The organism is Pseudoalteromonas sp. SG43-4 (genome assembly GCF_014164325.1).
GTDB classification, from domain to species: domain Bacteria; phylum Pseudomonadota; class Gammaproteobacteria; order Enterobacterales; family Alteromonadaceae; genus Pseudoalteromonas; species Pseudoalteromonas distincta.
The window spans coordinates 126,350-148,172 of record NZ_JACJFB010000005.1 but is presented as its reverse complement, the minus strand read 5'-3'; the positions used below and the strand labels follow the sequence as shown (position 1 = coordinate 148,172).

The window sequence follows — 21,823 nt, the reverse complement described above, 5'->3', positions numbered from 1 at the left end:
AACTTTTTTGTAAGGTAACCGTATTTAACTAGGTCTTCTTGTTAATTGTATTTAATTAACAAGAGATCTCATGCTTAAACAAAAGTTACTACTTAGCCTTTCCCCATTACTCCTTCTATCAGCCTCAGCTATTGCTGATACAAATTGGGTTGGTGGCGTTGATCATTTAGGTTTAACCGTATCAAACTTAGATGCATCCAAAGCATTTTTTACTGATGTACTTGGCTTTAAAACGCTAGGGAATGACCCAGCCTATCCTGCTTATTTTTTATCAAACAATAAAATAACCATTACATTATGGCGCGTGAAAAGCGATGCAAAACGTGTGGAGTTTAATCGAGCAGAAAATGTGGGCTTACACCATTTAGCACTCAGTGTTGAAAGTATCAAAAAGTTAAGCGAGCTACATGAACACTTAAAAATGCAAAATAATATTATTATAGAGTTTGCACCCGAAAACTTAGGTAGCGGCCCAACCCAACATATGATGATAAGAGAGCCTAGCGGCAATCGGATTGAGTTTATTGCCAGAGGTAATTAAAAGACAATAAAAAAGGCGCTTTAAAAGCGCCTTTCTTTATGAGCTAAAATTAATTACTCAACAGTTTGTGTAGCCGTTGGTAAGTTAAGCTCAGCATTGGCTTTAAGCGCTTCAATAAATACCATGTAGTTTTTATTAGCTTGCGCCATAGTAATGCTTTGTTTTGCTTGAGGGTCAATATTAGCTGCAACTTGTGCATCCGTTACCGACTTAAGCGCTACAATTGCTGCATCACCATTATTTAAATTAACGAGATCGACTACCGCAGAATCCGCTGGGTGAGCCATTTTAAAAGCTTGAGTCACAATAGCAGGTGAAACAGTGTAGCTTTGACGTGTTAACTGCGCTTCTTGGCGAAGTGTTAAGCTTTGCTCGTTAGCAACATCGTTTAAGCTCTTACCTGCTTGTACTTCTGCAAATAAGCTACGTGCCTTTTCTTTAGCAAGCTCAGATGATTTTTCATTCACTAAACGCGCTTTAATTTCCTCGCTTACTTCGTCTAACGGCTTAGTAGCAGCAGCTTTATGCTCGTTAATACGAACAATGATTGCATGCTCATCGCCAAGCTCAATAACTTCAGAATTTACTTTATCTTCAAGTAAATCAACTGATGTTAATGCTGTAACAACTGCAGGGCTGTTTAACGGCTCTGGTAGAGCATTAAGTGCTAAAAGAGGTGTAGATTTAACTTCCACTTCAGCAACTTCTGCAGCATCATCTAAGCGGTCTGAAATTTCAAATGCAAGTGCACCCATTTCAGTTTGCTTTTCGTAAAATGCATCTATTTTTTCAGCTTGTTCTAATTCAGCACGTAAGTCAGCTTTAACATCGTCATACGCTTTAACTTGTTGTGGTTGAATGTCAGTAAGTTTAATTATGTGATAACCAAACTCAGAAGTAACAACGTCAGAAATATCACCTTTATTTTCAAGCGCGAAAGCCGCGTCTTCAAATGCAGGGTCCATTACATCACGCTCAATCCACTCAAGATCGCCGCCCATTTCGCCACTAACGATATCGTCAGACGATGATTGTGCTAACTCAGCAAAGTCTGCACCTTGCTCTAGCTGTGCATGAAGAGCATTGGCTTTTTCTTTTGCTGCATCATCGTCTTCACTGTTATCAATTAAGATATGTGATACGCGACGCTTTTCTGGCTCAACGTATTGTGCTTTGTTTTGCTCATAATACGCTTTAACGTCATCCTCGGTTACCGATTCAACATTGATATCTGCTGCTTTAAGCTCAATGTAACTTACTGAAATAAGCTCTGGAGATAAAAATTGAGATGCGTTTAAGTCGTAGTAATCAGATACTTCTTGATCTGATACTTCAACATTCGCGGCAAGTGCCTCTTTGTTTACAACTACGTAATCAATACTACGAGTTTGCTGCTGAAGAGCAATTGCGCTTTTCAGCTCGCTCTCTAGAGCAAAGTCTGTACCTGCAACAGCAGATACTACCTGGCTGCGTGTCATATCTTTACGTAAATATTCACGAAAAGCATCTGGTTGAAAATTCATTTGACGAATTACTTGTAGGTAACGGTCGTTATTAAATTTTTCACCAATTTGAAAGTACGGTAATTCTAAAATTGTTTTACGTACACTTTCGTCGCTTACGCGAAGGCCTAAATCAGCCGCTAGCTGTGATTGCAATTCTTGTTGTACTAAGCGGTCAACTACACCTTGACGAATTTGTGCCATGTAATTTGGATCAGCTGCAATTTGTGTAAAGTATTCACCAAATTGTTGCTCTAAACGGCTACGTTCATTTTGGTAAGCACGGTTAAAATCGGTTTGACTAATTTTAATTCCATTTACTTCAGCAACGGGTTGTTCTGTGGTTTGACCTAAGTAACTACCGATCCCTGCTAAGGCAAAAGATAAAATCACCGCGCCTAAAATTATTTTGGCTACAGGTCCTTGCGAACCTTCTCTGATTTTCTCAAGCATTTGTTTATCTCTTTTTGATCAAGGTATTTTACCTTGTCACATGTAAAAAAAGCGTATCTTACCAGATACGCTTTTTCACTTGAAGTAACTGGCGGAAAAGTTACTTAACTCATCTGTTGTGGTGAATCAGTAACTTTACACTCGCCATAACTAATGTGTTTAAAACAGTGATTAGTTTACTGCGTCTTTAAGCGCTTTACCGGCTTTGAAAGCTGGAATAGTTGCAGCAGCAATTTGGATAGTTTCACCAGTTTGCGGGTTACGGCCTGAACGTGCAGCACGTTCACGTACTGAGAAAGTACCAAAACCTACAAGTGCAACTGAGTCGCCATCTTTTAGCGCGCCAGATACAGATTCGATGAATGAATCTAGTGCACGACCTGCAGCCGCTTTAGAAATGTCAGCATCAGCTGCGATTTGATCGATTAATTGAGATTTATTCACAATATCATCCTCTTTCATTGTTATTATCAAGAGCGATGGTTTTTTAAACTAACATCACTTTTTTGAAAATTTTAGAGCAAACTTTTAATGCCCACATGATTATATTTTTCTTAAGCCTAGGCCCCGTAAGGGCTAGGCTTGAAAACCAGTGCTTAACTTATCATACCGTTTAGATTTGAAAAGCCCTAAAAAGCACTTTTTTTAGCTTTTTTCTTGGTTTTTAGGTGTTTCGACCGAAAAACTCTCAACAGGATGCACTAAAGCAAGCTTTAACACCTCGTCAATCCAAGTAACTGGGTGAATATCAAGACCTGCCAGCACGTTGTCTGGTATCTCTTTTAAGTCACGTTCGTTAATTTTTGGAATGATCACTGTTTTAATTCCACCACGATGCGCCGCTAATAACTTCTCTTTTAAACCACCAATAGGAAGTACTTCACCGCGTAGTGTAATTTCACCTGTCATTGCAACATCTGCTCGTACAGGATTACCCGTTAAGCTAGATACAAGACCCGTTACCATTGCTGCGCCCGCACTAGGACCATCTTTTGGTGTTGCGCCCTCAGGTACGTGTACGTGAATATCACGTTTTTCGTAAAAGTCGCTGTTAATACGGAAAGTATCTGCTCGATTACGCACAACCGTCATTGCCGCTTGAATCGACTCTTGCATTACATCGCCAAGAGAACCGGTGTAACTTAACTTGCCTTTACCTGGCACTGCCGCACATTCAATTGTTAGCAAATCACCGCCAACTTCTGTCCATGCTAAGCCTGTAACTTGACCAATACGGTCGCCATCTTCAGCTTTGCCATAGTCAAAGCGCTGCACACCTAAAAACTCTTCTAGGTTATCTTGATTGATGGTCACTATTTTAGTGTCTTTTTCAAGTAAGATATTTTTAACTGCTTTACGACATAGTTTCGAAATTTCGCGCTCTAAGTTACGTACACCCGCTTCACGTGTGTAATAACGAATAATGCCAATAATTGCGCTGTCTTCGATAACTATTTCAGACTCTTTTAAACCGTTACGTTTAACTTGTTTAGTAATTAAGTGCTCTTTTGCAATGTTTAGCTTTTCATCTTCGGTGTAACCCGACAAGCGAATAACTTCCATACGATCTAATAATGGACCAGGAATGTTAAAGCTGTTTGATGTTGCTACAAACATAACGTCAGATAAATCGTAATCGACTTCAAGATAGTGATCGGCAAAATGACTGTTTTGTTCCGGATCAAGCACCTCTAACAATGCTGATGCTGGGTCGCCGCGCATGTCCGATGACATTTTATCGATTTCATCTAATAAGAATAATGGGTTTTTAACGCCCACTTTTGTCATGTTTTGAATTAGCTTACCTGGCATTGAACCTATGTATGTACGACGATGACCGCGAATCTCAGCTTCATCACGTACGCCGCCAAGCGCCATACGAACATACTTACGACCAGTCGAACGTGCAATAGATTGCCCAAGTGATGTTTTACCAACACCTGGTGGTCCAACTAAACATAAAATTGGCCCTTTGAGCTTATTAGTACGCTGTTGTACTGCGAGGTACTCAATAATGCGTTCTTTTACTTTATCTAAGCCGTGGTGATCGCTATCAAGAATTTTTTGTGCGCCTGCTAAGTCTTTTTTCACTTTAGAGCGTTTTTTCCATGGCACATTAATTAATGTATCTATGTATGAACGCACTACAGTTGCTTCTGCAGACATTGGCGACATCATTTTAAGCTTATTGAGCTCTGTAGTTGCCTTTTCTTTAGCTTCATCAGGCATGCCAGAATCTTCAATACGCTTTTTAAGCGCTTCAAATTCATCAGGCACATCATCAAGCTCACCAAGTTCTTTTTGAATGGCTTTCATTTGCTCATTGAGGTAATACTCGCGCTGAGATTTTTCCATCTGCTTTTTAACGCGGGTACGAATTTTCTTCTCAACTTGCAATAAGTCTATTTCGCCTTCCATTAGTGCCATTAAATATTCAAGACGTTCTGTGACACTTGAAATTTCGAGCACTTTTTGTTTTTCAGGTACTTTAAGCGGCATATGCGCTGCCATTGTGTCGGCAAGACGTGCTGGCTCATCAATACCTGAAACCGAAGTTAGTACTTCAGGTGGAATTTTTTTATTTAGCTTTACATAGCCTTCAAACTGGCTAATTGCGCTTCGGATAAAAATATCTTGCTCTTGTTCATCTACAGAATCAGATTCAATAAATTGAGCATTAGCGACAAAAAAGTCATCGTTATCTACAAATTCTTCAATTTGTGCGCGCTGTGTACCTTCGACTAAAACTTTAACTGTACCGTCTGGTAATTTTAATAACTGAAGTACAGTGGCAATAGTACCGATACGATAAATATCATCTTGCTCTGGTTCATCTACAGTTGCATCTTTTTGTGCAACCAAGAAAATTTGTTTGTCTTTGTCCATTGCCGCTTCTAGGCATTTTATTGATTTTTCACGGCCAACAAAAAGCGGGATCACCATGTGCGGGTATACCACAACATCGCGCAGTGCAAGGACTGGGATTTCGACTCGGTCGGTTCTCTCAAGCGTCATTATAGTTTCTCTTCGCACTTCATTTATTTTAAAGATTACTCAAGTATATGGGGATAACCTAATTAAAGTTCAACAATTTTCCCTAACTCGATTAAATTAATTATAAAAAAAGGAGCCTAAGGCTCCTTTTTCCATTCAAATAGCTTAAAAACTATTCTGATGCAGCTTTATCTTGTTTATTATTTTCATAAATCAAGATTGGATCTGACTCACCTTTAATAACGGTTTCATCAATAACTACTTTGCTTACATCATCCATTGAAGGAAGCTCGTACATAGTATCAAGTAGTACACCTTCAACAATTGAACGAAGACCACGTGCGCCTGTTTTACGCTCCATTGCTTTGTGGGCAATTGCAGCTAAGGCATCATCGCGAAACTCAAGTTCAACGTCTTCCATACCAAACAATACTGAAAACTGTTTAGTAATCGCGTTTTTAGGTTCACTCAATATTTGTACAAGAGCTGCTTCATCAAGTTCTGTTAGCGTAGCCACTACCGGCAAACGACCTATAAACTCAGGAATTAAGCCATATTTAACTAAATCTTCTGGCTCTACATCTTTAAATGTTTCACTTAAAGAACGACTCGCCGCAGACTCTTTTACGCTAACGCCAAAACCGATACCGGTGTTTTTATGGCTACGTTGCTCAATTACTTTATCTAGGCCTGAAAATGCACCACCACAAATAAACAAGATTTTAGATGTATCTACTTGTAAAAACTCTTGCTGTGGATGTTTACGACCACCTTGCGGTGGAACAGAAGCAACGGTGCCTTCAATCAGTTTAAGTAGCGCCTGTTGAACGCCCTCGCCTGATACGTCACGCGTAATTGAAGGATTATCTGATTTACGAGAAATCTTGTCAATTTCATCGATGTAGACAATACCGCGCTGTGCTTTTTCAACATCGTAATCGCACTTTTGTAAAAGCTTTTGAATGATGTTTTCAACATCTTCACCTACATAACCTGCTTCGGTTAATGTAGTGGCATCGGCCATAGTAAACGGCACGTCAAGTAGGCGCGCTAATGTTTCTGCAAGTAATGTTTTACCACTACCTGTTGGGCCGATAAGCAAAATATTACTTTTACTTAATTCAATGTCTTGCTTAGTCGATTGGTTACGTAGGCGTTTATAATGGTTATAAACGGCAACAGACAATACTTTTTTAGCATGGTCTTGACCAATAACATAATCGTCTAAGTGTTTACGAATTTCTTTTGGTACAGGTAGTTTGTCAGACGTATCATGCTTAGGAGCAATGTCTTTGATCTCTTCCCTGATAATATCGTTACACAACTCTACACATTCATCACAAACGTATACTGAAGGGCCTGCAATTAATTTACGCACTTCATGTTGGCTTTTGCCACAAAAAGAGCAGTATAACAATTTATTACTTTTGTCGCCGTCTGTAGGAGTGTCAGACATTCAGCTACCTCATTTTATTACGTTGGCCACCAAAACTATTGGCGGCTATTTCAATACGCTTTAACTATACCAAAATTTATTGGTTTTCGCATAGTAACTCAAAGTGGCAAACAGGCAGTCCTGCTTACCAAGCGCTTACTTTTTGTCGCGATTTGTAAATACAGAGTCTACCAAGCCGTAATCTACAGCTTGCGAAGCACTCATGAAGTTATCACGATCAGTGTCTTTAGAGATAATATCTAATGGTTGGCCTGTATGCTCAGCCATTAAGCGGTTAAGCTTATCTTTAATAGACAGAATTTCTTTAGCGTGTATTTCAAAGTCAGATGCTTGACCTTGGAAACCACCTAATGGTTGGTGAATCATCACACGTGAGTTTGGTAGGCAAAAACGCTTACCTTTAGCACCAGCAGTAAGTAAAAAAGCCCCCATGCTTGCAGCTTGACCTACACATATTGTACTTACATCTGGTTTGATGAAGTTCATTGTGTCGTAAATAGCCATACCCGCAGTTACTGAACCACCTGGTGAGTTGATATATAAAAAGATATCTTTATCAGGGTTCTCTGATTCTAAAAATAGCATTTGCGCTAAGATCAGATTTGCCATGTTGTCTTCAACTTGACCTGTTAAAAAGATAATACGCTCTTTTAATAATCTCGAATAAATATCATACGAGCGCTCGCCTTTTGGTGTTTGTTCAACAACCATTGGGACCAATGCATTTAGGGGATCTGTAATACCAGTATTCATACTTATTTAATTCCTTATGCGCTTATACTTATCCTTATTATAAGGAAGCATAGTTATCGTTTTTCGCAAATTTAGAGCCAAAAACTAAAATGGCCCGGGCACGCTGTATAAACAGAGTAACACGAGCCATTTAATCGTTAGCGAGAGCTTAAGTCAATGACTTATTAAGCACCTTGCTGTGGATTCATGATGTCATCAAATGCTTTTTCAACATCAGTAACAACTGCTTTAGCTAAAATAGCTTCAACAGCTTGCTCTTCCATTGCTACATTACGCATTTGCTGCATAAGTTGATCATTACCTTTGTAGTATTCTACTACTTCAGTTGGATCTTCGTATGCAGAAGCTACTGTTGCGATTAATGCTTCAACTTTAGCATCATCAACTTTGATGTCGTTAGCTTTAATCACTTCACCTAATAAAAGGCCAGTTTTTACACGTGTTACAGCTTGCTCGTGGAACAATTCAGCTGGAAGCTCTGGCATGTTTTGAGCGTCGCCGCCAAAACGTTGAGCTGCTTGCTGACGTAGAGCATCAACTTCTTGATCAACAAGTGCTTTAGGCACTTCGATTTCGTTGTTAGCTAAAAGACCTTTGATTGCTTGGTCTTTAACGCTTGCTTTAACCGCTTGGTCTAGCTCACGTGTCATGTTCTTTTTAACTTCTTCTTTAAGCGCGTCTACGCCGCCTTCGGTAACACCGAATTTAGTTGCAAACTCTTCGCTTAATTCTGGTAATTCTTGCGCTTCAACTTTTTTCACTGTGATAGTGAATTGAGCCGCTTTACCTTTTAAGTTTTCAGCGTGGTAATCATCAGGGAAAGTTACATCAGCAACTACTTCTTCGCCTGCTTTTTTACCTACGATGTTATCTTCAAAACCTGGGATCATACGACCTTGGCCAAGTTCTAATGGGAAGTCTTCAGCTTTGCCGCCTTCAAATACTTCACCGTCGATAGTACCTACGAAATCAACTGTTACACGGTCGTTTTCGCCAGCAGCTGCATCAACATCAGCCCACGCTGCGTGTTGCTTACGAAGTGTTTCTAGCATGTTAGCTAAATCTTCGTCAGTTACTGTTACTGCTGGTTTTTCAACAGTAATTTTATCTAAACCTTGAACTTCAACTTCAGGGTAAACTTCAAACGTTGCTGAGAATTCTAAATCTTTACCTGCTTCAAGTGATTTAGGAGCGAATGTAGGCGCGCCAGCTGGGTTGATTTTTTCAGAAACGATTGCTTCGATGTAATTACGTTGCATTACTTCGCCAGCAACTTCTTGACGAACTGCAGGGCCAAAACGCTTGTTAATTACAGATACTGGAACTTTACCAGCACGGAAACCATCTATACGCTGTGTTTTTGACAGTTGTTGTAGGCGTTTTTTTACTTCGGTCTCAACGTTCTCTGAAGGAACGGTGATAGTTATACGGCGCTCAAGGCCTTGGGTCGTCTCAACAGAAACTTGCATGATTTACCTCAATATTCAATTTTGGCGACTGTTCGCCTTCCTTTACAAACAAAGTGTTCTGCATGAGTCTTGATAAAGTTTAAGCGGTTTTTCACACTTAAAAGCATCCGTCGCTACCATGAGACACCATTGCTGCTTTGCCCTTCGGGCACTATGTTAAACAATAGACGCGGCATTATAACCTAATATTTATGATAGTCGAGTATAGGGGGCAATTATTTGGACTAGATAAGGGACTATAAAGACTAACTGAATAAAAAACAGGCTAACTACGGACTAAATAGAATAAAATAGAAATTATTTAATAGAATTATAGGCTAACAGATTTAGAATTATAACTTAGAGGAATTTACTTATTGTTCTTATTAGATAAGAAAATGGTCGGCGATGCAGGATTTGAACCTGCGACCCCTTGGACCCAAACCAAGTGCGCTACCAAACTGCGCTAATCGCCGACATTGAAGAGTTAACTTCTTTTTTCATACTGAACACTTAAACTGAGAGTTTAAGACCATTTTAAGAAAATGGTCGGCGATGCAGGATTTGAACCTGCGACCCCTTGGACCCAAACCAAGTGCGCTACCAAACTGCGCTAATCGCCGATATTCGTTGTAAATGGGGTGACTGATGGGGCTCGAACCCACGACAACCGGAATCACAATCCGGGGCTCTACCAACTGAGCTACAATCACCGCTATATTTACATGTTTTCAAATGGTGCACCCAGAAGGATTCGAACCTTCGACCGACGCCTTAGAAGGGCGTTGCTCTATCCAGCTGAGCTATGGGCGCATCGAAAACTTCATAGTTTACCAATAAGCTATTCGATTATAAAAAAATTATAAAAAAATGGTCGGCGATGCAGGATTTGAACCTGCGACCCCTTGGACCCAAACCAAGTGCGCTACCAAACTGCGCTAATCGCCGAAACTTATTATTGTTAGCGAGTGACCTCGTTGACAACGGGGTGCATAATAGTGATTTGACGGGGTTAGGTCAAACGTTTTTTTAAGAAAACCAATCAAGTGCTCATTTTTAGTGCACAATGGTTAAATATTACAATAGTCGGCTGAATTTTAAACTATTTAACAGCTCAAACGTTATATACCTTAAAAGCAACTTGGCGCTGCTATGCTTTTCTGCGAAAATAGTAGGCACATTATAAAACGAGTTAAATAAAGAGCGTATTTTTCTTTATTAGCATTTTACCCCTATTTTATTATGCATTCGTTTTTAGAGTATCGGTATCTAGTTAATTAACCCCAATTAAAGGTCACCCATGACGGCAAACATCATTGATGGTAAGGCAATCGCAAAACAAGTACGTAGCGCTGTAGCAGAACGCGTAAGTGAACGTGTAGCAAATGGTTTACGTGCACCAGGACTTGCAGTAGTACTTGTAGGACTTGATCCAGCAAGCCAAGTTTATGTTGGTTCAAAACGTAAGGCCTGTGAAGAAGTCGGTTTTATCTCTAAATCATTTGATTTACCTGCAGACACACAAGAGCAAACTCTTTTAGATTTAATTGACGAGCTAAATAATGATGCCGAAGTTGATGGAATTTTAGTGCAGTTACCACTGCCAAAAGGTCTTGATGCTGAAAAGATTTTAGAACGTATTACCCCACATAAAGATGTTGATGGATTTCATCCATATAACATTGGTCGATTAGCACAGCGTATGCCTGCCCTTCGCCCATGTACGCCTAAAGGCATTATTACATTACTTGATTCAACGGGTGTACGCTATAAAGGGATGCATGCAGTTGTCGTTGGCGCGTCAAATATTGTTGGTCGTCCAATGTCGTTAGAGCTTTTATTAGCAGGTTGTACTACCACTGTGTGTCATAAGTTTACTCAAGACTTAGAAACACATGTTCGCCGCGCTGACTTATTAGTTGTGGCTGTCGGTAAACCTGAATTTATACCGGGAGATTGGATAAAAGAAGGCGCTATTGTTATCGATGTGGGCATTAACCGCTTAGATACGGGTAAATTAGTCGGTGATGTTCAATACAGTGTGGCCGAACAAAAAGCGCATTTTATTACACCTGTACCAGGTGGCGTTGGCCCTATGACTGTCGCAAGCTTAATTGAAAACACACTTGAAGCGTGTGAAAAGTATCACAGCTAAGCTGTTAAAAAATCAAAAAAGGGTTGCCATTTGGCAACCCTTTTTTAGTTTGACCTGAATTACTTTAAACGCTTACGCTTTACGCCACGTTGTTTTACCAGCTGAATCTTCAAGTATTACACCTAACGCATTAAGTGCATCGCGAGCTTCATCAGCAGCAGCCCAGTCCTTACTAGCACGTGCTTCATTACGTTTTACAATTAATGCTTCAATTGTCGCAACTTCGTCGTCATCTTGCCCACCTTGTAAAAAAGCTTCCGGAGCTTGTTGAGCAACGCCTAACACTTCACCAAGGCTACGCAGTATAAACGCTAACTTGCCAGCTTGACCTGCGTCACTTTCTTTTACGCGGTTTAATTCTTTAGCAAGTTCGAACAACACAGGTAGTGCTTCTGGTGTATTAAAGTCGTCATTCATTGCTTTTCTAAATTTAGCAACAAACTCATTGCCTTCTAAATCGCATTCTACCGGTACGACATCACGAAGCGCTGTATAAATGCGTTCAAGTGATGAACGCGCTTGGTCTAAATTTTCTTGTGAGTAATTTAATTGGCTGCGGTAATGCCCTGAAATTAAAAAGTAACGAACAGATTCGGCATCGTATGCTTTTAAAACTTCACGCACTGTAAAGAAGTTATCTAACGACTTAGACATTTTTTCTTTATTTACTTGCACCATGCCAGTATGTATCCATGTATTTACATACTTGCCGTTGTTTGCACAGCACGACTGGGCAATTTCGTTTTCATGATGTGGAAACTGTAAATCAGACCCGCCACCGTGAATATCAAAATGCTCTCCTAAGTGTTTTGAGCTCATTGCCGAACATTCAATATGCCAACCAGGACGCCCATCACCCCACGGTGATGACCATGATGGCTCACCTGCTTTGGCTTTTTTCCATAACACAAAATCAAGTGGATCGTCTTTATCTTGAGCCACTTCTACGCGAGAGCCCGATTGCAACATAGTTAAATCTTGCTGAGAAAGCGCACCGTATTGCTCAAACGTTGATACATCAAACAAAACATCGCCATCAGCTGCAACATAGGCATGGCCTTTTTCAATCAAGCGCTTAACCATAGCGATGATTTCATCCATATGGCTTGTAACTGTTGGTTCAATATCTGGGCGTAGCATATTTAGGCTATCAAAATCTTCATGCATCGCTTTAGTCATGCGCACAGTTAAGTCGTTTATTGACTCACCATTTTCATTTGCGCGTTTAATTATTTTATCGTCGATATCTGTAATGTTACGTACATATTTTAAATCGTAACCAATATGACGTAAGTAGCGCACAATAACGTCAAAACCAACAAAAGTACGAGCGTGTCCAATATGGCAGTAATCATAAATGGTGATACCACACACATACATGTCGATTTTGCCTTCGACCATAGGTTTAAATTGCTCTTTTTGTCGCGTGAGTGTGTTGTATATATTTACCATTTACTTTGAGTCCTTGACTATTTACTTGAACAGTTATGTTACCACTTGAAAAGCCCCTGCTCTAGCGCTTTATAACAAACCAAACATCTACTTTGTTAATCTTAGCCAACTACGATAAAATAGCGCCAATATTTAAACCAGATATAGGAAAACACATGGTTGTTCTACACACCAATTTTGGTGACATCACCATTAAAATGTTTGAGCAAGAAGCTCCAAACACAGTTAAAAACTTTTTAGAGTATGCAAATGCTGATTTTTTCAACGGCACTATCTTTCATCGTGTAATCGATGGTTTTATGGTTCAAGGCGGTGGTTTTGTACCAGGTATGGAACAAAAAGAAGTTAACGACCCAATTAAAAATGAAGCTAATAATGGCCTATCTAACAAGATAGGTACTTTAGCAATGGCGCGTACGCCTGATCCTCATTCAGCTACAGCGCAGTTTTTCATTAACGTGAACAACAATGACTTTTTAAACCACAGCAGCGAAACATCGCAAGGCTGGGGTTACTGTGTTTTTGCTGAAGTAGTAGAAGGCATGGACGTAGTAAATAAAATAAAAGGCGTAGCAACAGGTAGTACTGGTTTTCACCAAGACGTGCCTCTTGAAGATGTGATCATCGAAAGCGTTACTGTTAGCTAATAGTAAGTTTACCCACGTAATGTGGAGTATCAGCGGGCATTTACGCAATGTGTATACGCCCGCTTTATTTATATCGAAAAGACTGACCTATGACTCGCCAAACTTACTTTATTGCAGATTTACACCTAAGCGAAAACCGCCCCGACATTAGCGCTGCATTTTTTGACTTTTTAAATACGCATATACTAAATAAAGATGTAGATGCACTTTATATTTTGGGTGATTTTTTTGAAGTATGGGTTGGAGATGACTACATTACAGCGCTGAGTGCCGATGTAGCAAAGCATTTAAGCGCCGTTAATGATGGTGGGACACCTGTTTATTTTATACATGGCAACCGTGATTTCATCATGCGCAAGCAATATGCAGACATGGCCGCAATGACTTTACTTGATGAACAAACAGTCATTGATTTATATGGTACGCCTACCGTTATTTTACATGGCGACGAAATGTGTACTCAAGATACTGAGTATCAAAAATTTCGTAAAAAAAGCCGTGGTTGGTGGTGGCCAAAATTAATGCTTGCAATGCCACTTTGGTATCGTAAAAAAATAGCGCGTAATGCCCGCGAAAAAAGTAAGTTGAGCCAAGCTGATAAACCTATCGAAATTTTAGACGTTGTCGATGAAGCCGTGCTTGCTACCTTTGCCAAACATAACGTTACTAATATGATTCATGGTCATACTCACCGCCCTAATGTTCATACCTATAAAGTTAATGAACAAACGCTTACTCGTACAGTGCTAGGTGACTGGTATACCCAAGGCTCTTATTTAGTCGTTACCCCTCAATCACAAGAATTAATTAGCACGCCTTTCGCATAATTTAAAATCCTGACTATTATTTAACTATATATTTGAATAATAGTGAGAGGTTTAATGATTAAGCTGTTAATTTTCATCGTAGTAATTGCCATTCCTACCAAAGTATTTAGCGAGCAAACATGGCAAATTGTTACTGAAAACTACCCTCCCTATTTTAGCGAAAACCTTCCTGATAACGGTTGGTTATATGAAATCACTCAATCAGCCCTTAAAACTCAAGGCATTAATAGCGAAGCCGAGTTTACGACATGGGACCGCGCCCTAAAGCTATTAGAAAAAAAGAGAAAAACAGCTATTTTAGGCGCTTTTTATTCATTAAAAAGAAATGAAGTTTTTTACTACTCTCGCCCACTTGCAGTTGCTCATTCAGGAATTTTTAAACGCAAAGAGAGTGCTATTAACTTCGATGGTACAGTTAAATCATTAACACCTTATAGTATTGGTACAGAAGACAATGCCTTTGTAAGCCAAGAGTTTACAAGAAATACTGAGCTGGCAATAACATCCACTAAAAGCCTTCCTACAAGTTTATACCTGCTACAACAAGGACGTATTGATTTGGTCGCAGGCACTAAAGAAGTAGGGAAGTATTGGCTTGAGCACAATAACGAAGTTGATTTAGATAAGAATAAAATTGAGTACTTATTGCCAGATCTTGCTTCTCATAAACTATATTTAGTTGTCTCTAAATCAAATTACAGGGCAAAAGAGTACTTACAAAAGTTTAATAGAGGGATTGATATAATAATTGAAAACGGAAGCATTGCTGAAATCATGAAGAAACACAATTTCAGCAATCAAAAAACAGCTGAATACATTAATTTTTTAAAAGAAAATTAGCTTTCTGCTATTGGCAGGCCACTATGAAACTTAAAATCTTCATCCTGTGATGAAATTAATTCGGCTTCAATCTCGCCAAATTCTTTAACTCGTTCGGTAATATCAAAATCAGCAATTTCTTGCGCTAAAGTTAGATAATCTTGGTAATGACGGGCTTCAGAGCGCAGCAGCGAAATATAAAAATCACCTAAACGTTTGTCAACATGCGGCGCAAGCTTTGCGAAACGCTCACATGAACGCGCCTCAATGTAAGCGCCTACAATTAATTTATCAACAAGGGCGTTTGGCTCAAACGTTTTAACATGACGAAGCATGCCTTTTGCATAACGACATGGTGTAATGCTTTGGTACTCTACACCGTACTCGTCCATAATTTCGAGCACTTGGTAAAAATGATGCAACTCTTCTTTTATCAACAATACCATTTTATCAATTAAATCTTGTCCATATGGCGAATTAGATTTAGGAATTATTGATTTAGTTAGCTTATTTTTAGCGGCGAGATCACGCCAATTTCCTTCACGCTTATAAATAAGCGTTTCAAATGGCTTTAGCCACTCGAGTAAGGCATCACTGCCCTCTTTATCAACAGCGTATTTACGTATTAAAAACATCGCACTTTGAGCCGCTTTTAACTCACAAATTAAGTGATCGATTAAGATTACTGATAAGTTCTCTTTTTTAATTGCCTGCTCCACCCACTGCTGTGGGGTTGTACACACTAAAAAGTTATTGATCGGCTCTAAAAGTTGGCTATGTGGCACGTTGACTGCTCATTACTAAATAAATTTGATATGCCATTATTTTAACACGAAATTTTGTTTGGGATAAATCAAAGCCCTAACCTGTGCAAAAATGTTAATAGTGAGTTAACTTGACTTTGCAAAATAAGTGAACCATAACTGTACGTAGACTGTATAAAAATAAACCAACCAAAACAGTAATACGTTCCTTTTATGGAGTAAGCACTATGATATTAAATCACCTCTGGGGCATTTATGCTCACCCACTTGAAGAATGGCAAACAATAGATAATCGCCATGAAAGTCTAACCTATAGTTTGTCGCATATTTTACTGATTGCTTTGTTTCCTTCAATAATGGGTTATTACTCATCTGTTTATTTAGGATGGAGTATAGGCGCAGGCGATCCTGTATTTTTAACGCACGATAGTGCGCTATTAATTGCAGTTGCAATGTATTTTGCTTTAATAGCTGGTGTTTTTGCATTGGCGTATTTGGCTCATTGGATGGCCGTTACATTTGGCTCTAAGCCTACATTTACACAAACACTTGAACTTGCAGCTTATACTGCAACACCTGTGTTTATGTCAGCGCTTGCCGCCTTTTGGCCTGTACTTTGGTTTGTAGTGTGTATTGGAATTATTGCGCTAGCTTACTCGGTCTACTTACTTTATACCGGCGTACCAATACTTATGCATATTCCAGAAGAGCGTGGCTTTATTTATGCCAGCTCGGTTGTAACGTGTGGATTAATATTACTAGTTATTATTTTAGCTGTAACAGCTATGCTTTGGACAAATGGGATTGTTAGTCCAATGTTTACTTAGTAAAGTTTAGCTAATAAAGAGTCGTGTTTGATAGAAATGTTCCCTTTCTTTCCTTCGCAAAAAAGGAGCTAATTAGCTCCTTTTTTTATGTAACGACTTTTTATTAACTAATAATTAATCAGCTTCGTTTTCGTCTTGGTTGTGAATCTCTAAACTTGAAGACATCGCACTTTCGCGGGTACTTTTTGCTGAATCGTTACGTAGCTCATCAATACGGTTTAAATAGTTTTGATCAATGTCGCCTGTAATATATTGCCCATCAAATACTGAGGTTTCGAACTTAGTAATTTCAGGATTTTCTTGGCTAACCGCAGCTATTAAATCTTTTAACGATTGAAAGATTAAACCGTCAGAACCAATACTTGCATTAATATCTTCAACTTCACGTCCGTGAGCAATAAGCTCAGCTGCTGAAGGCATATCAATACCGTACACATTAGGGAAGCGTATTTCAGGCGCTGCGGATGCAAAGTAAACATTTTTAGCACCAGACTCTCGAGCCATTTCAACAATTTGTGCTGATGTTGTACCACGAACAATTGAGTCATCAACCAATAATACGTTTTTACCTTTAAACTCGCGATCAATTGCGTTTAGCTTTTGACGCACTGATTTTTTACGCATCTCTTGGCCAGGCATGATAAATGTACGACCGATATAACGGTTTTTAACAAAACCTTGACGATACGGTAAATCAAGCACACGTGCAATTTCCAGTGCTACATCGCATGAAGTTTCTGGGATTGGGATAACTACATCAATGTCTTTATCAGCCCATTCGCGTGCAATTTTTTCACCTAGTTTTGTGCCCATGTTTACGCGTGTTGCGTACACAGACATACGGTCTATTGTTGAGTCAGGTCGAGCAAAATAAACAAATTCAAAAATACACGGCGAGTAAGATACTTTATCTGCACAACTAAGTGAATGAAATTCACCTTCTTCTGTAACATATATAGCTTCACCAGGGGCAACATCACGTACAAACTCAAAACCATCCGGTTTTAACGCAACGCTTTCTGAAGCGAACATGTACTCAGTGCCTTTTGCAGTCTCACGTTTACCAAATACAAGTGGACGGATACCATTAGGGTCACGAAAAGCAACAATGCCGTGACCAATAATCATAGCAATTGTTGCATAACCACCGCTTACTTTATTATTTACCTCGGTTACCGCAGTAAATATATCTTCAGGGTCTAAATGCAACTTATCAGATTTACTTAGTTCATGTGCCATGATGTTGAGTAAGATTTCTGAATCAGATGTTGTATTTACATGACGACGTGCTTCTGAGAATAACTGCTCTTTTAAAGCTTCTGCATTAGTAAGGTTACCATTATGGGCAAGCGCTATACCAAACGGTGAGTTAACATAAAAAGGCTGTGCTTCAGATGAGCTTGAAGACCCTGCTGTAGGATAGCGCACATGGCCAAGACCAATCGTACCTTGTAGTCGTTTCATATGACGAGTGTGAAAGGCATCTTTCACTAAGCCATTTGCTTTGCGTAAGCTGAACGTATTATTCTCAATGGTAATGATACCCGCGGCATCTTGACCACGGTGCTGCAAAACAGTTAAGCCATCATAAATCGCCTGATTGACAGGGGATGTTCCGACTATTCCAACGATACCACACATGTAATTTATCCTCGCCGATTAACGGTTTACTGAATTTAAAAAGCTCGAGTTGTTTTCTAGGTACGAAAAGAACCATTCAACAACAAAGCCAAATTCTGGAATCAAAATAGAATTGCCCCACCAGTGCGTATTGGGTGCACCAGTAAAAGCATCAAGAAAGAAGAGTAACGCGCTCACGACCAACACGCCTCGTAGAGCACCAAACACTATGCCAAAAACACGGTCGGTACCCGATAAACCAGTACGATGTACAAGTTCACCTAAAATGTAGTTTAGTAAACCGCCTAACAGTAGCGTCGCAAAGAATAATATGGCTATGGCCGCCGCATTTCTTAAAAGGGGTTCAGAAATGGTTGTTAGGAAGGAAGCTAAATATTGGTAAAATAAGCTAGAGATGATAAAGGCGCCAGCCCATACAGCTAATGACATTGCTTCTTTTACAAAGCCGCGTATTAAACCGATGATGGTAGACAATACAATGATGCCAATAATGGCGTAATCAACCCAGATCATAAGAACCAATTAGTCGCTAATTTGGGGCGCATTCTATACCCAAACATCGTTAGTATGCAAGTTTAAACGGGAGATTACTGGGTTGTAGTTAATACAAAAAATTAACATTCTAGTGTAGGTATTGTGAGATAAAGATAATGATAAAAAAAATATAAATAAATAAAAAAAGGCTTGTTATACAAGCCTTTTTAAAATTATTTTGTTACTTCGTACTGCGTAACTTTACCATTTAATTTAGTAAGCTCTTTGAGCTGGGGGAGCTGCTTTTGTAATTCACTTTTATCAAGCGAAGGACCAACAAATACTTTGGTTAATGTCCCATTTGGGGTTTTAATCGGTTTAGTAAATGTTTTAAACCCTTCAGCCTTTAATTTAGCCTGTAATGCTTTAACGTTTGCAACATGTGAAAAACTACCTAATTGAATAACATAGGCCATACTCGTTAGGTTTTCATCACTTTTACGTGGTGCAATTGGCTCTGGCTTAGCTTGAACAGGCGCTTTTGTAATTGGTGTAGCTTTGGGCTCTATAGTTGCTTCAACAACTTTATCTTCCACAGCGTAATCACTCTCATCCATCGCGCTTTGCTGCTCAAAAGCTTCATCGTCAGCTTGAATGTCTTCAATTTCATCTTGCTTTAGTGGCTCAGCATTAGCCATATTTTCATCAATTGACTCTTGAAGATCGATTGTTTTGAACTCAGGGCGGTCTGGGATCGCTTTAAAGCCTTCTTTATAATGCACTTTTTCGCCATCGAGTATATTAGGGATAAACACAATTGCTGCGATCACCACTATACTTGTTCCGACTAAGCGATTAATAAAACTTGAGTTCACCGACATCCTCTCTATTTTTTAAAGTAATTAATAGCGCCAGCAACTGTAAAAAATGAACCAAATATAATCAACATAGTATCGCTTTGTTGTTCTGGTAAAATTACATTCAGTGCTTGTGCCACACTATCATAGCTATTAATAGTATTATTATGAGACAATTCCTGCAGTGCATTTTGTAAATTACTTGCAGTATCGCCTCGCGGGCCACTTAAGCTCGCTAATGACCACTCATCGACCAAGTGACTTACTTCTTTAAATACACCCGCTTTATCTTTATCAGCAAGCATAGCGGCTAATGCATGAATTTTAAAGCCTTTATCTTTATAGCTTGATAACTTATTGGCTAAATAACGCGCCGACTCAGGGTTGTGTGCTACATCGGTAAAGACTAAAGGCTCAACACTTAACTGTTGAAAGCGCCCTTCGACAACTAAATTAGCTAAACAACTTCGTATAATTGATTCACTAGGTAATAAGTTTAAAACACTTAGCGTAGTTAATGCGGTAGCTGCATTTTGACACGGTATTGCTGGCTTATCTATTTCAAGATTATGTTCTTTATATTGCCAATTAAAGCTCTCAGCATTTTCTTTAAAAATAAAGTCACTGCCCGACAGCGTCATGTTGGCATTAATTTCTTTACCATAATCAGTCATTGTGTGAGGAATATTTAAATCCCCTATAATAGCGGGCGTATTTTCACGAAAAATACCGGCTTTATCATAAGCCACTAACTCACGGGTATCACCTAAGTACTCTTTGTGGTCTAAGTCTATTGTGGTGATCACGCTTGCAAAGGGAGTGACTATATTTGTAGCATCAAAGCGCCCACCTAAACCAACCTCAAGTAATACATAATCGACGTTACAGCGTTTAAAAATTGCCAACGCCCCCAAAGTACCATATTCAAAATAAGTCAGAGGAGTGTCTTTACGGCCTTGCTCAAGCTGGTGAAAAGCATCTATATGAAATTGGTCTGCCAATTCTTCCCCATTAACTCGTACACGCTCGTTATAACGAATTAAATGTGGAGATGCGTAAGTAGCCACATTGAAACCTTGCGCTAGCAATAGCGACTCTAAGCAGCGTGCTGTGGTGCCCTTACCGTTTGTACCGGCAATAAGAATAATTTTACTTGGAGTGTTTAACAGGCCAATATTGTTAGCAACATTAGCAACTCGTTCTAAGCCCATAGCAATGTTAGCTGGGTGAACACTTTCTAAATAAAAAAGCCAATCATCAAGGCTTGATGATTGGCTAGGAGTTTTTTTTGTCATAGCGTGTAATCAGTAAAGCTGAAATTTACGCTACTCTATGCTCTTGTTCCGTAGAAGGCAAGTTCATAAATTTAGCTAAAATGCGTGCAAGGGTATCGCGCATTTCACGGCGGTCAATAATCATGTCAATTGCACCGTGTTCAAGCAAAAATTCACTACGCTGAAAGCCTTCAGGTAATGTTTCGCGAACAGTTTGCTCAATAACACGAGGACCCGCAAAACCAATTAATGCTTTAGGTTCTGCAACGTTAATATCGCCCAGCATAGCAAGTGATGCAGATACACCACCCATAGTTGGGTCAGTCATGACTGAAATAAACGGAAGACCTTTTTCAGTCATTTTTGCAAGTGCAGCACTTGTTTTAGCCATTTGCATAAGCGACATAAGCGCTTCTTGCATGCGTGCACCGCCTGATGCAGAAAAACAAATAAGCGGCATGTTATGCTCTAAACATTGATCAACAGCATCAACAAAGCGAGCGCCAACAACAGAAGCCATTGAACCACCCATAAACGAGAACTCAAATGCTACTGCTGCAACTGGAATACCTTTTAATCGGCCTTTCATAGCTAGAAGTGCATCTTTTTCACCACTTGCTTTTTGGGCTGCACTGATACGATCAGAGTATTTTTTAGAATCTTTAAACTTAAGAATGTCTTTAGGCTCATGTTGTGTGCCAAGCTCTTGACGGTCACCTTCATCTAAAAAGTGCTCCAGGCGCTTACGGCCACTAACACGCATGTGATGGTTACACTTAGGACATACGTTTAATGACTTTTCTAATTCAGCTTTATATAAAATTGAATCACACGATGTGCACTTAGCCCAAACACCTTCTGGGATTTCTTTACGACCTGATGATTTTGTCGTTTTAGGTAAGATTTTTTCTAGCCAACTCATTTGCAACTCTCTTAATG

General features: G+C 39.4%; 19 protein-coding genes and 5 tRNA genes. 6 read left to right on the top strand and 18 right to left on the bottom strand.

What is annotated here, in order from left to right; translation table 11 throughout:
* Positions 1-70: 70 nt before the first annotated feature.
* The gene (locus H5160_RS07000; protein WP_182724526.1) at positions 71-541 is read left to right on the top strand and encodes a VOC family protein; all 471 of its coding nucleotides are present in this window, start codon (positions 71-73) and stop codon (positions 539-541) included.
* 53 nt (positions 542-594) lie between these two features.
* On the opposite strand, the gene H5160_RS06995 is transcribed toward H5160_RS07000, so the two are convergent.
* The 11 genes from H5160_RS06995 to H5160_RS06945 form a co-directional block, all read right to left on the bottom strand.
* Positions 595-2,496: a SurA N-terminal domain-containing protein gene (locus tag H5160_RS06995; RefSeq protein ID WP_182696377.1), complete on the bottom strand. Its 1,902-nt coding sequence runs from the start codon at positions 2,494-2,496 to the stop codon at positions 595-597.
* A 171-nt stretch (positions 2,497-2,667) separates the two neighbouring features.
* A complete protein-coding gene (locus tag H5160_RS06990; protein WP_158000827.1) occupies positions 2,668-2,958 on the bottom strand; it encodes an HU family DNA-binding protein in 291 nt (96 codons plus the stop codon).
* A gap of 183 nt (positions 2,959-3,141) precedes the next feature.
* Entirely contained in the window at positions 3,142-5,511 is a 2,370-nt protein-coding gene (lon, locus tag H5160_RS06985; protein ID WP_182737121.1) for an endopeptidase La, read from the bottom strand.
* Positions 5,512-5,662: 151 nt separating this feature from the next.
* Positions 5,663-6,946, bottom strand: coding sequence for an ATP-dependent protease ATP-binding subunit ClpX (gene clpX, locus H5160_RS06980; RefSeq protein WP_002958344.1), 1,284 nt, complete (start codon positions 6,944-6,946; stop codon positions 5,663-5,665).
* 135 nt (positions 6,947-7,081) lie between these two features.
* The gene (clpP, locus tag H5160_RS06975) at positions 7,082-7,699 is read right to left on the bottom strand and encodes an ATP-dependent Clp endopeptidase proteolytic subunit ClpP (protein WP_002958346.1); all 618 of its coding nucleotides are present in this window, start codon (positions 7,697-7,699) and stop codon (positions 7,082-7,084) included.
* Positions 7,700-7,863: 164 nt separating this feature from the next.
* Positions 7,864-9,168 carry a trigger factor gene (gene tig / locus H5160_RS06970; protein ID WP_002958347.1) on the bottom strand — a complete coding sequence of 435 codons (1,305 nt, stop codon included), beginning with the start codon at positions 9,166-9,168 and terminating at the stop codon, positions 7,864-7,866.
* A gap of 378 nt (positions 9,169-9,546) precedes the next feature.
* A tRNA-Pro gene (locus H5160_RS06965) sits at positions 9,547-9,623 on the bottom strand.
* A 70-nt stretch (positions 9,624-9,693) separates the two neighbouring features.
* Positions 9,694-9,770: transfer RNA gene (locus tag H5160_RS06960), tRNA-Pro, on the bottom strand.
* 14 nt (positions 9,771-9,784) lie between these two features.
* Positions 9,785-9,860, bottom strand: a tRNA-His gene (locus tag H5160_RS06955).
* Positions 9,861-9,883: 23 nt separating this feature from the next.
* Positions 9,884-9,960, bottom strand: a tRNA-Arg gene (locus H5160_RS06950).
* A gap of 58 nt (positions 9,961-10,018) precedes the next feature.
* A tRNA-Pro gene (locus tag H5160_RS06945) sits at positions 10,019-10,095 on the bottom strand.
* 352 nt (positions 10,096-10,447) lie between these two features.
* On the opposite strand from H5160_RS06945, the gene folD reads away from it, so the two are divergent.
* Entirely contained in the window at positions 10,448-11,302 is an 855-nt protein-coding gene (gene folD, locus H5160_RS06940; protein ID WP_002958348.1) for a bifunctional methylenetetrahydrofolate dehydrogenase/methenyltetrahydrofolate cyclohydrolase FolD, read from the top strand.
* A 72-nt stretch (positions 11,303-11,374) separates the two neighbouring features.
* On the opposite strand, the gene cysS is transcribed toward folD, so the two are convergent.
* The gene (gene cysS, locus H5160_RS06935) at positions 11,375-12,754 is read right to left on the bottom strand and encodes a cysteine--tRNA ligase (protein ID WP_182732700.1); all 1,380 of its coding nucleotides are present in this window, start codon (positions 12,752-12,754) and stop codon (positions 11,375-11,377) included.
* A gap of 155 nt (positions 12,755-12,909) precedes the next feature.
* On the opposite strand from cysS, the gene H5160_RS06930 reads away from it, so the two are divergent.
* From H5160_RS06930 to H5160_RS06920, 3 genes are all read left to right on the top strand, one after another.
* On the top strand, positions 12,910-13,401 hold the full coding sequence (locus tag H5160_RS06930) for a peptidylprolyl isomerase (RefSeq protein ID WP_002958350.1): 492 nt from the start codon (positions 12,910-12,912) through the stop codon (positions 13,399-13,401).
* A gap of 89 nt (positions 13,402-13,490) precedes the next feature.
* The gene (locus tag H5160_RS06925) at positions 13,491-14,228 is read left to right on the top strand and encodes a UDP-2,3-diacylglucosamine diphosphatase (protein ID WP_002958351.1); all 738 of its coding nucleotides are present in this window, start codon (positions 13,491-13,493) and stop codon (positions 14,226-14,228) included.
* Positions 14,229-14,282: 54 nt separating this feature from the next.
* Positions 14,283-15,068 (top strand): transporter substrate-binding domain-containing protein, encoded by a 786-nt coding sequence (locus tag H5160_RS06920; protein WP_138488746.1) that lies wholly within the window; start codon positions 14,283-14,285, stop codon positions 15,066-15,068.
* Here H5160_RS06920 and miaE read toward each other — a convergent pair.
* Positions 15,065-15,832 (bottom strand): tRNA isopentenyl-2-thiomethyl-A-37 hydroxylase MiaE, encoded by a 768-nt coding sequence (miaE, locus tag H5160_RS06915; protein ID WP_182696375.1) that lies wholly within the window; start codon positions 15,830-15,832, stop codon positions 15,065-15,067. The two genes, H5160_RS06920 and miaE, sit on opposite strands and share 4 nt — an antisense overlap.
* A 206-nt stretch (positions 15,833-16,038) precedes the next feature.
* Here miaE and H5160_RS06910 point away from each other — a divergent pair, with 206 nt between their 5' ends.
* Positions 16,039-16,638: a Yip1 family protein gene (locus H5160_RS06910; protein WP_024596370.1), complete on the top strand. Its 600-nt coding sequence runs from the start codon at positions 16,039-16,041 to the stop codon at positions 16,636-16,638.
* Positions 16,639-16,752: 114 nt separating this feature from the next.
* Here H5160_RS06910 and purF read toward each other — a convergent pair whose 3' ends face one another.
* The 5 genes from purF to accD form a co-directional block, all read right to left on the bottom strand.
* Positions 16,753-18,279, bottom strand: coding sequence for an amidophosphoribosyltransferase (gene purF / locus H5160_RS06905; protein ID WP_182737120.1), 1,527 nt, complete (start codon positions 18,277-18,279; stop codon positions 16,753-16,755).
* An 18-nt stretch (positions 18,280-18,297) separates the two neighbouring features.
* Positions 18,298-18,792 carry a CvpA family protein gene (locus H5160_RS06900; RefSeq protein WP_002958356.1) on the bottom strand — a complete coding sequence of 165 codons (495 nt, stop codon included), beginning with the start codon at positions 18,790-18,792 and terminating at the stop codon, positions 18,298-18,300.
* Positions 18,793-18,986: 194 nt separating this feature from the next.
* The gene (locus tag H5160_RS06895) at positions 18,987-19,628 is read right to left on the bottom strand and encodes an SPOR domain-containing protein (RefSeq protein ID WP_002958357.1); all 642 of its coding nucleotides are present in this window, start codon (positions 19,626-19,628) and stop codon (positions 18,987-18,989) included.
* 11 nt (positions 19,629-19,639) lie between these two features.
* Positions 19,640-20,905, bottom strand: a complete 1,266-nt coding sequence (gene folC / locus H5160_RS06890) for a bifunctional tetrahydrofolate synthase/dihydrofolate synthase (RefSeq protein ID WP_182737119.1) — start codon at positions 20,903-20,905, stop codon at positions 19,640-19,642.
* Between the two features lie 25 nt (positions 20,906-20,930).
* Positions 20,931-21,806, bottom strand: a complete 876-nt coding sequence (gene accD / locus H5160_RS06885; RefSeq protein ID WP_182737118.1) for an acetyl-CoA carboxylase, carboxyltransferase subunit beta — start codon at positions 21,804-21,806, stop codon at positions 20,931-20,933.
* Between the last annotated feature and the right edge of the window lie 17 nt (positions 21,807-21,823).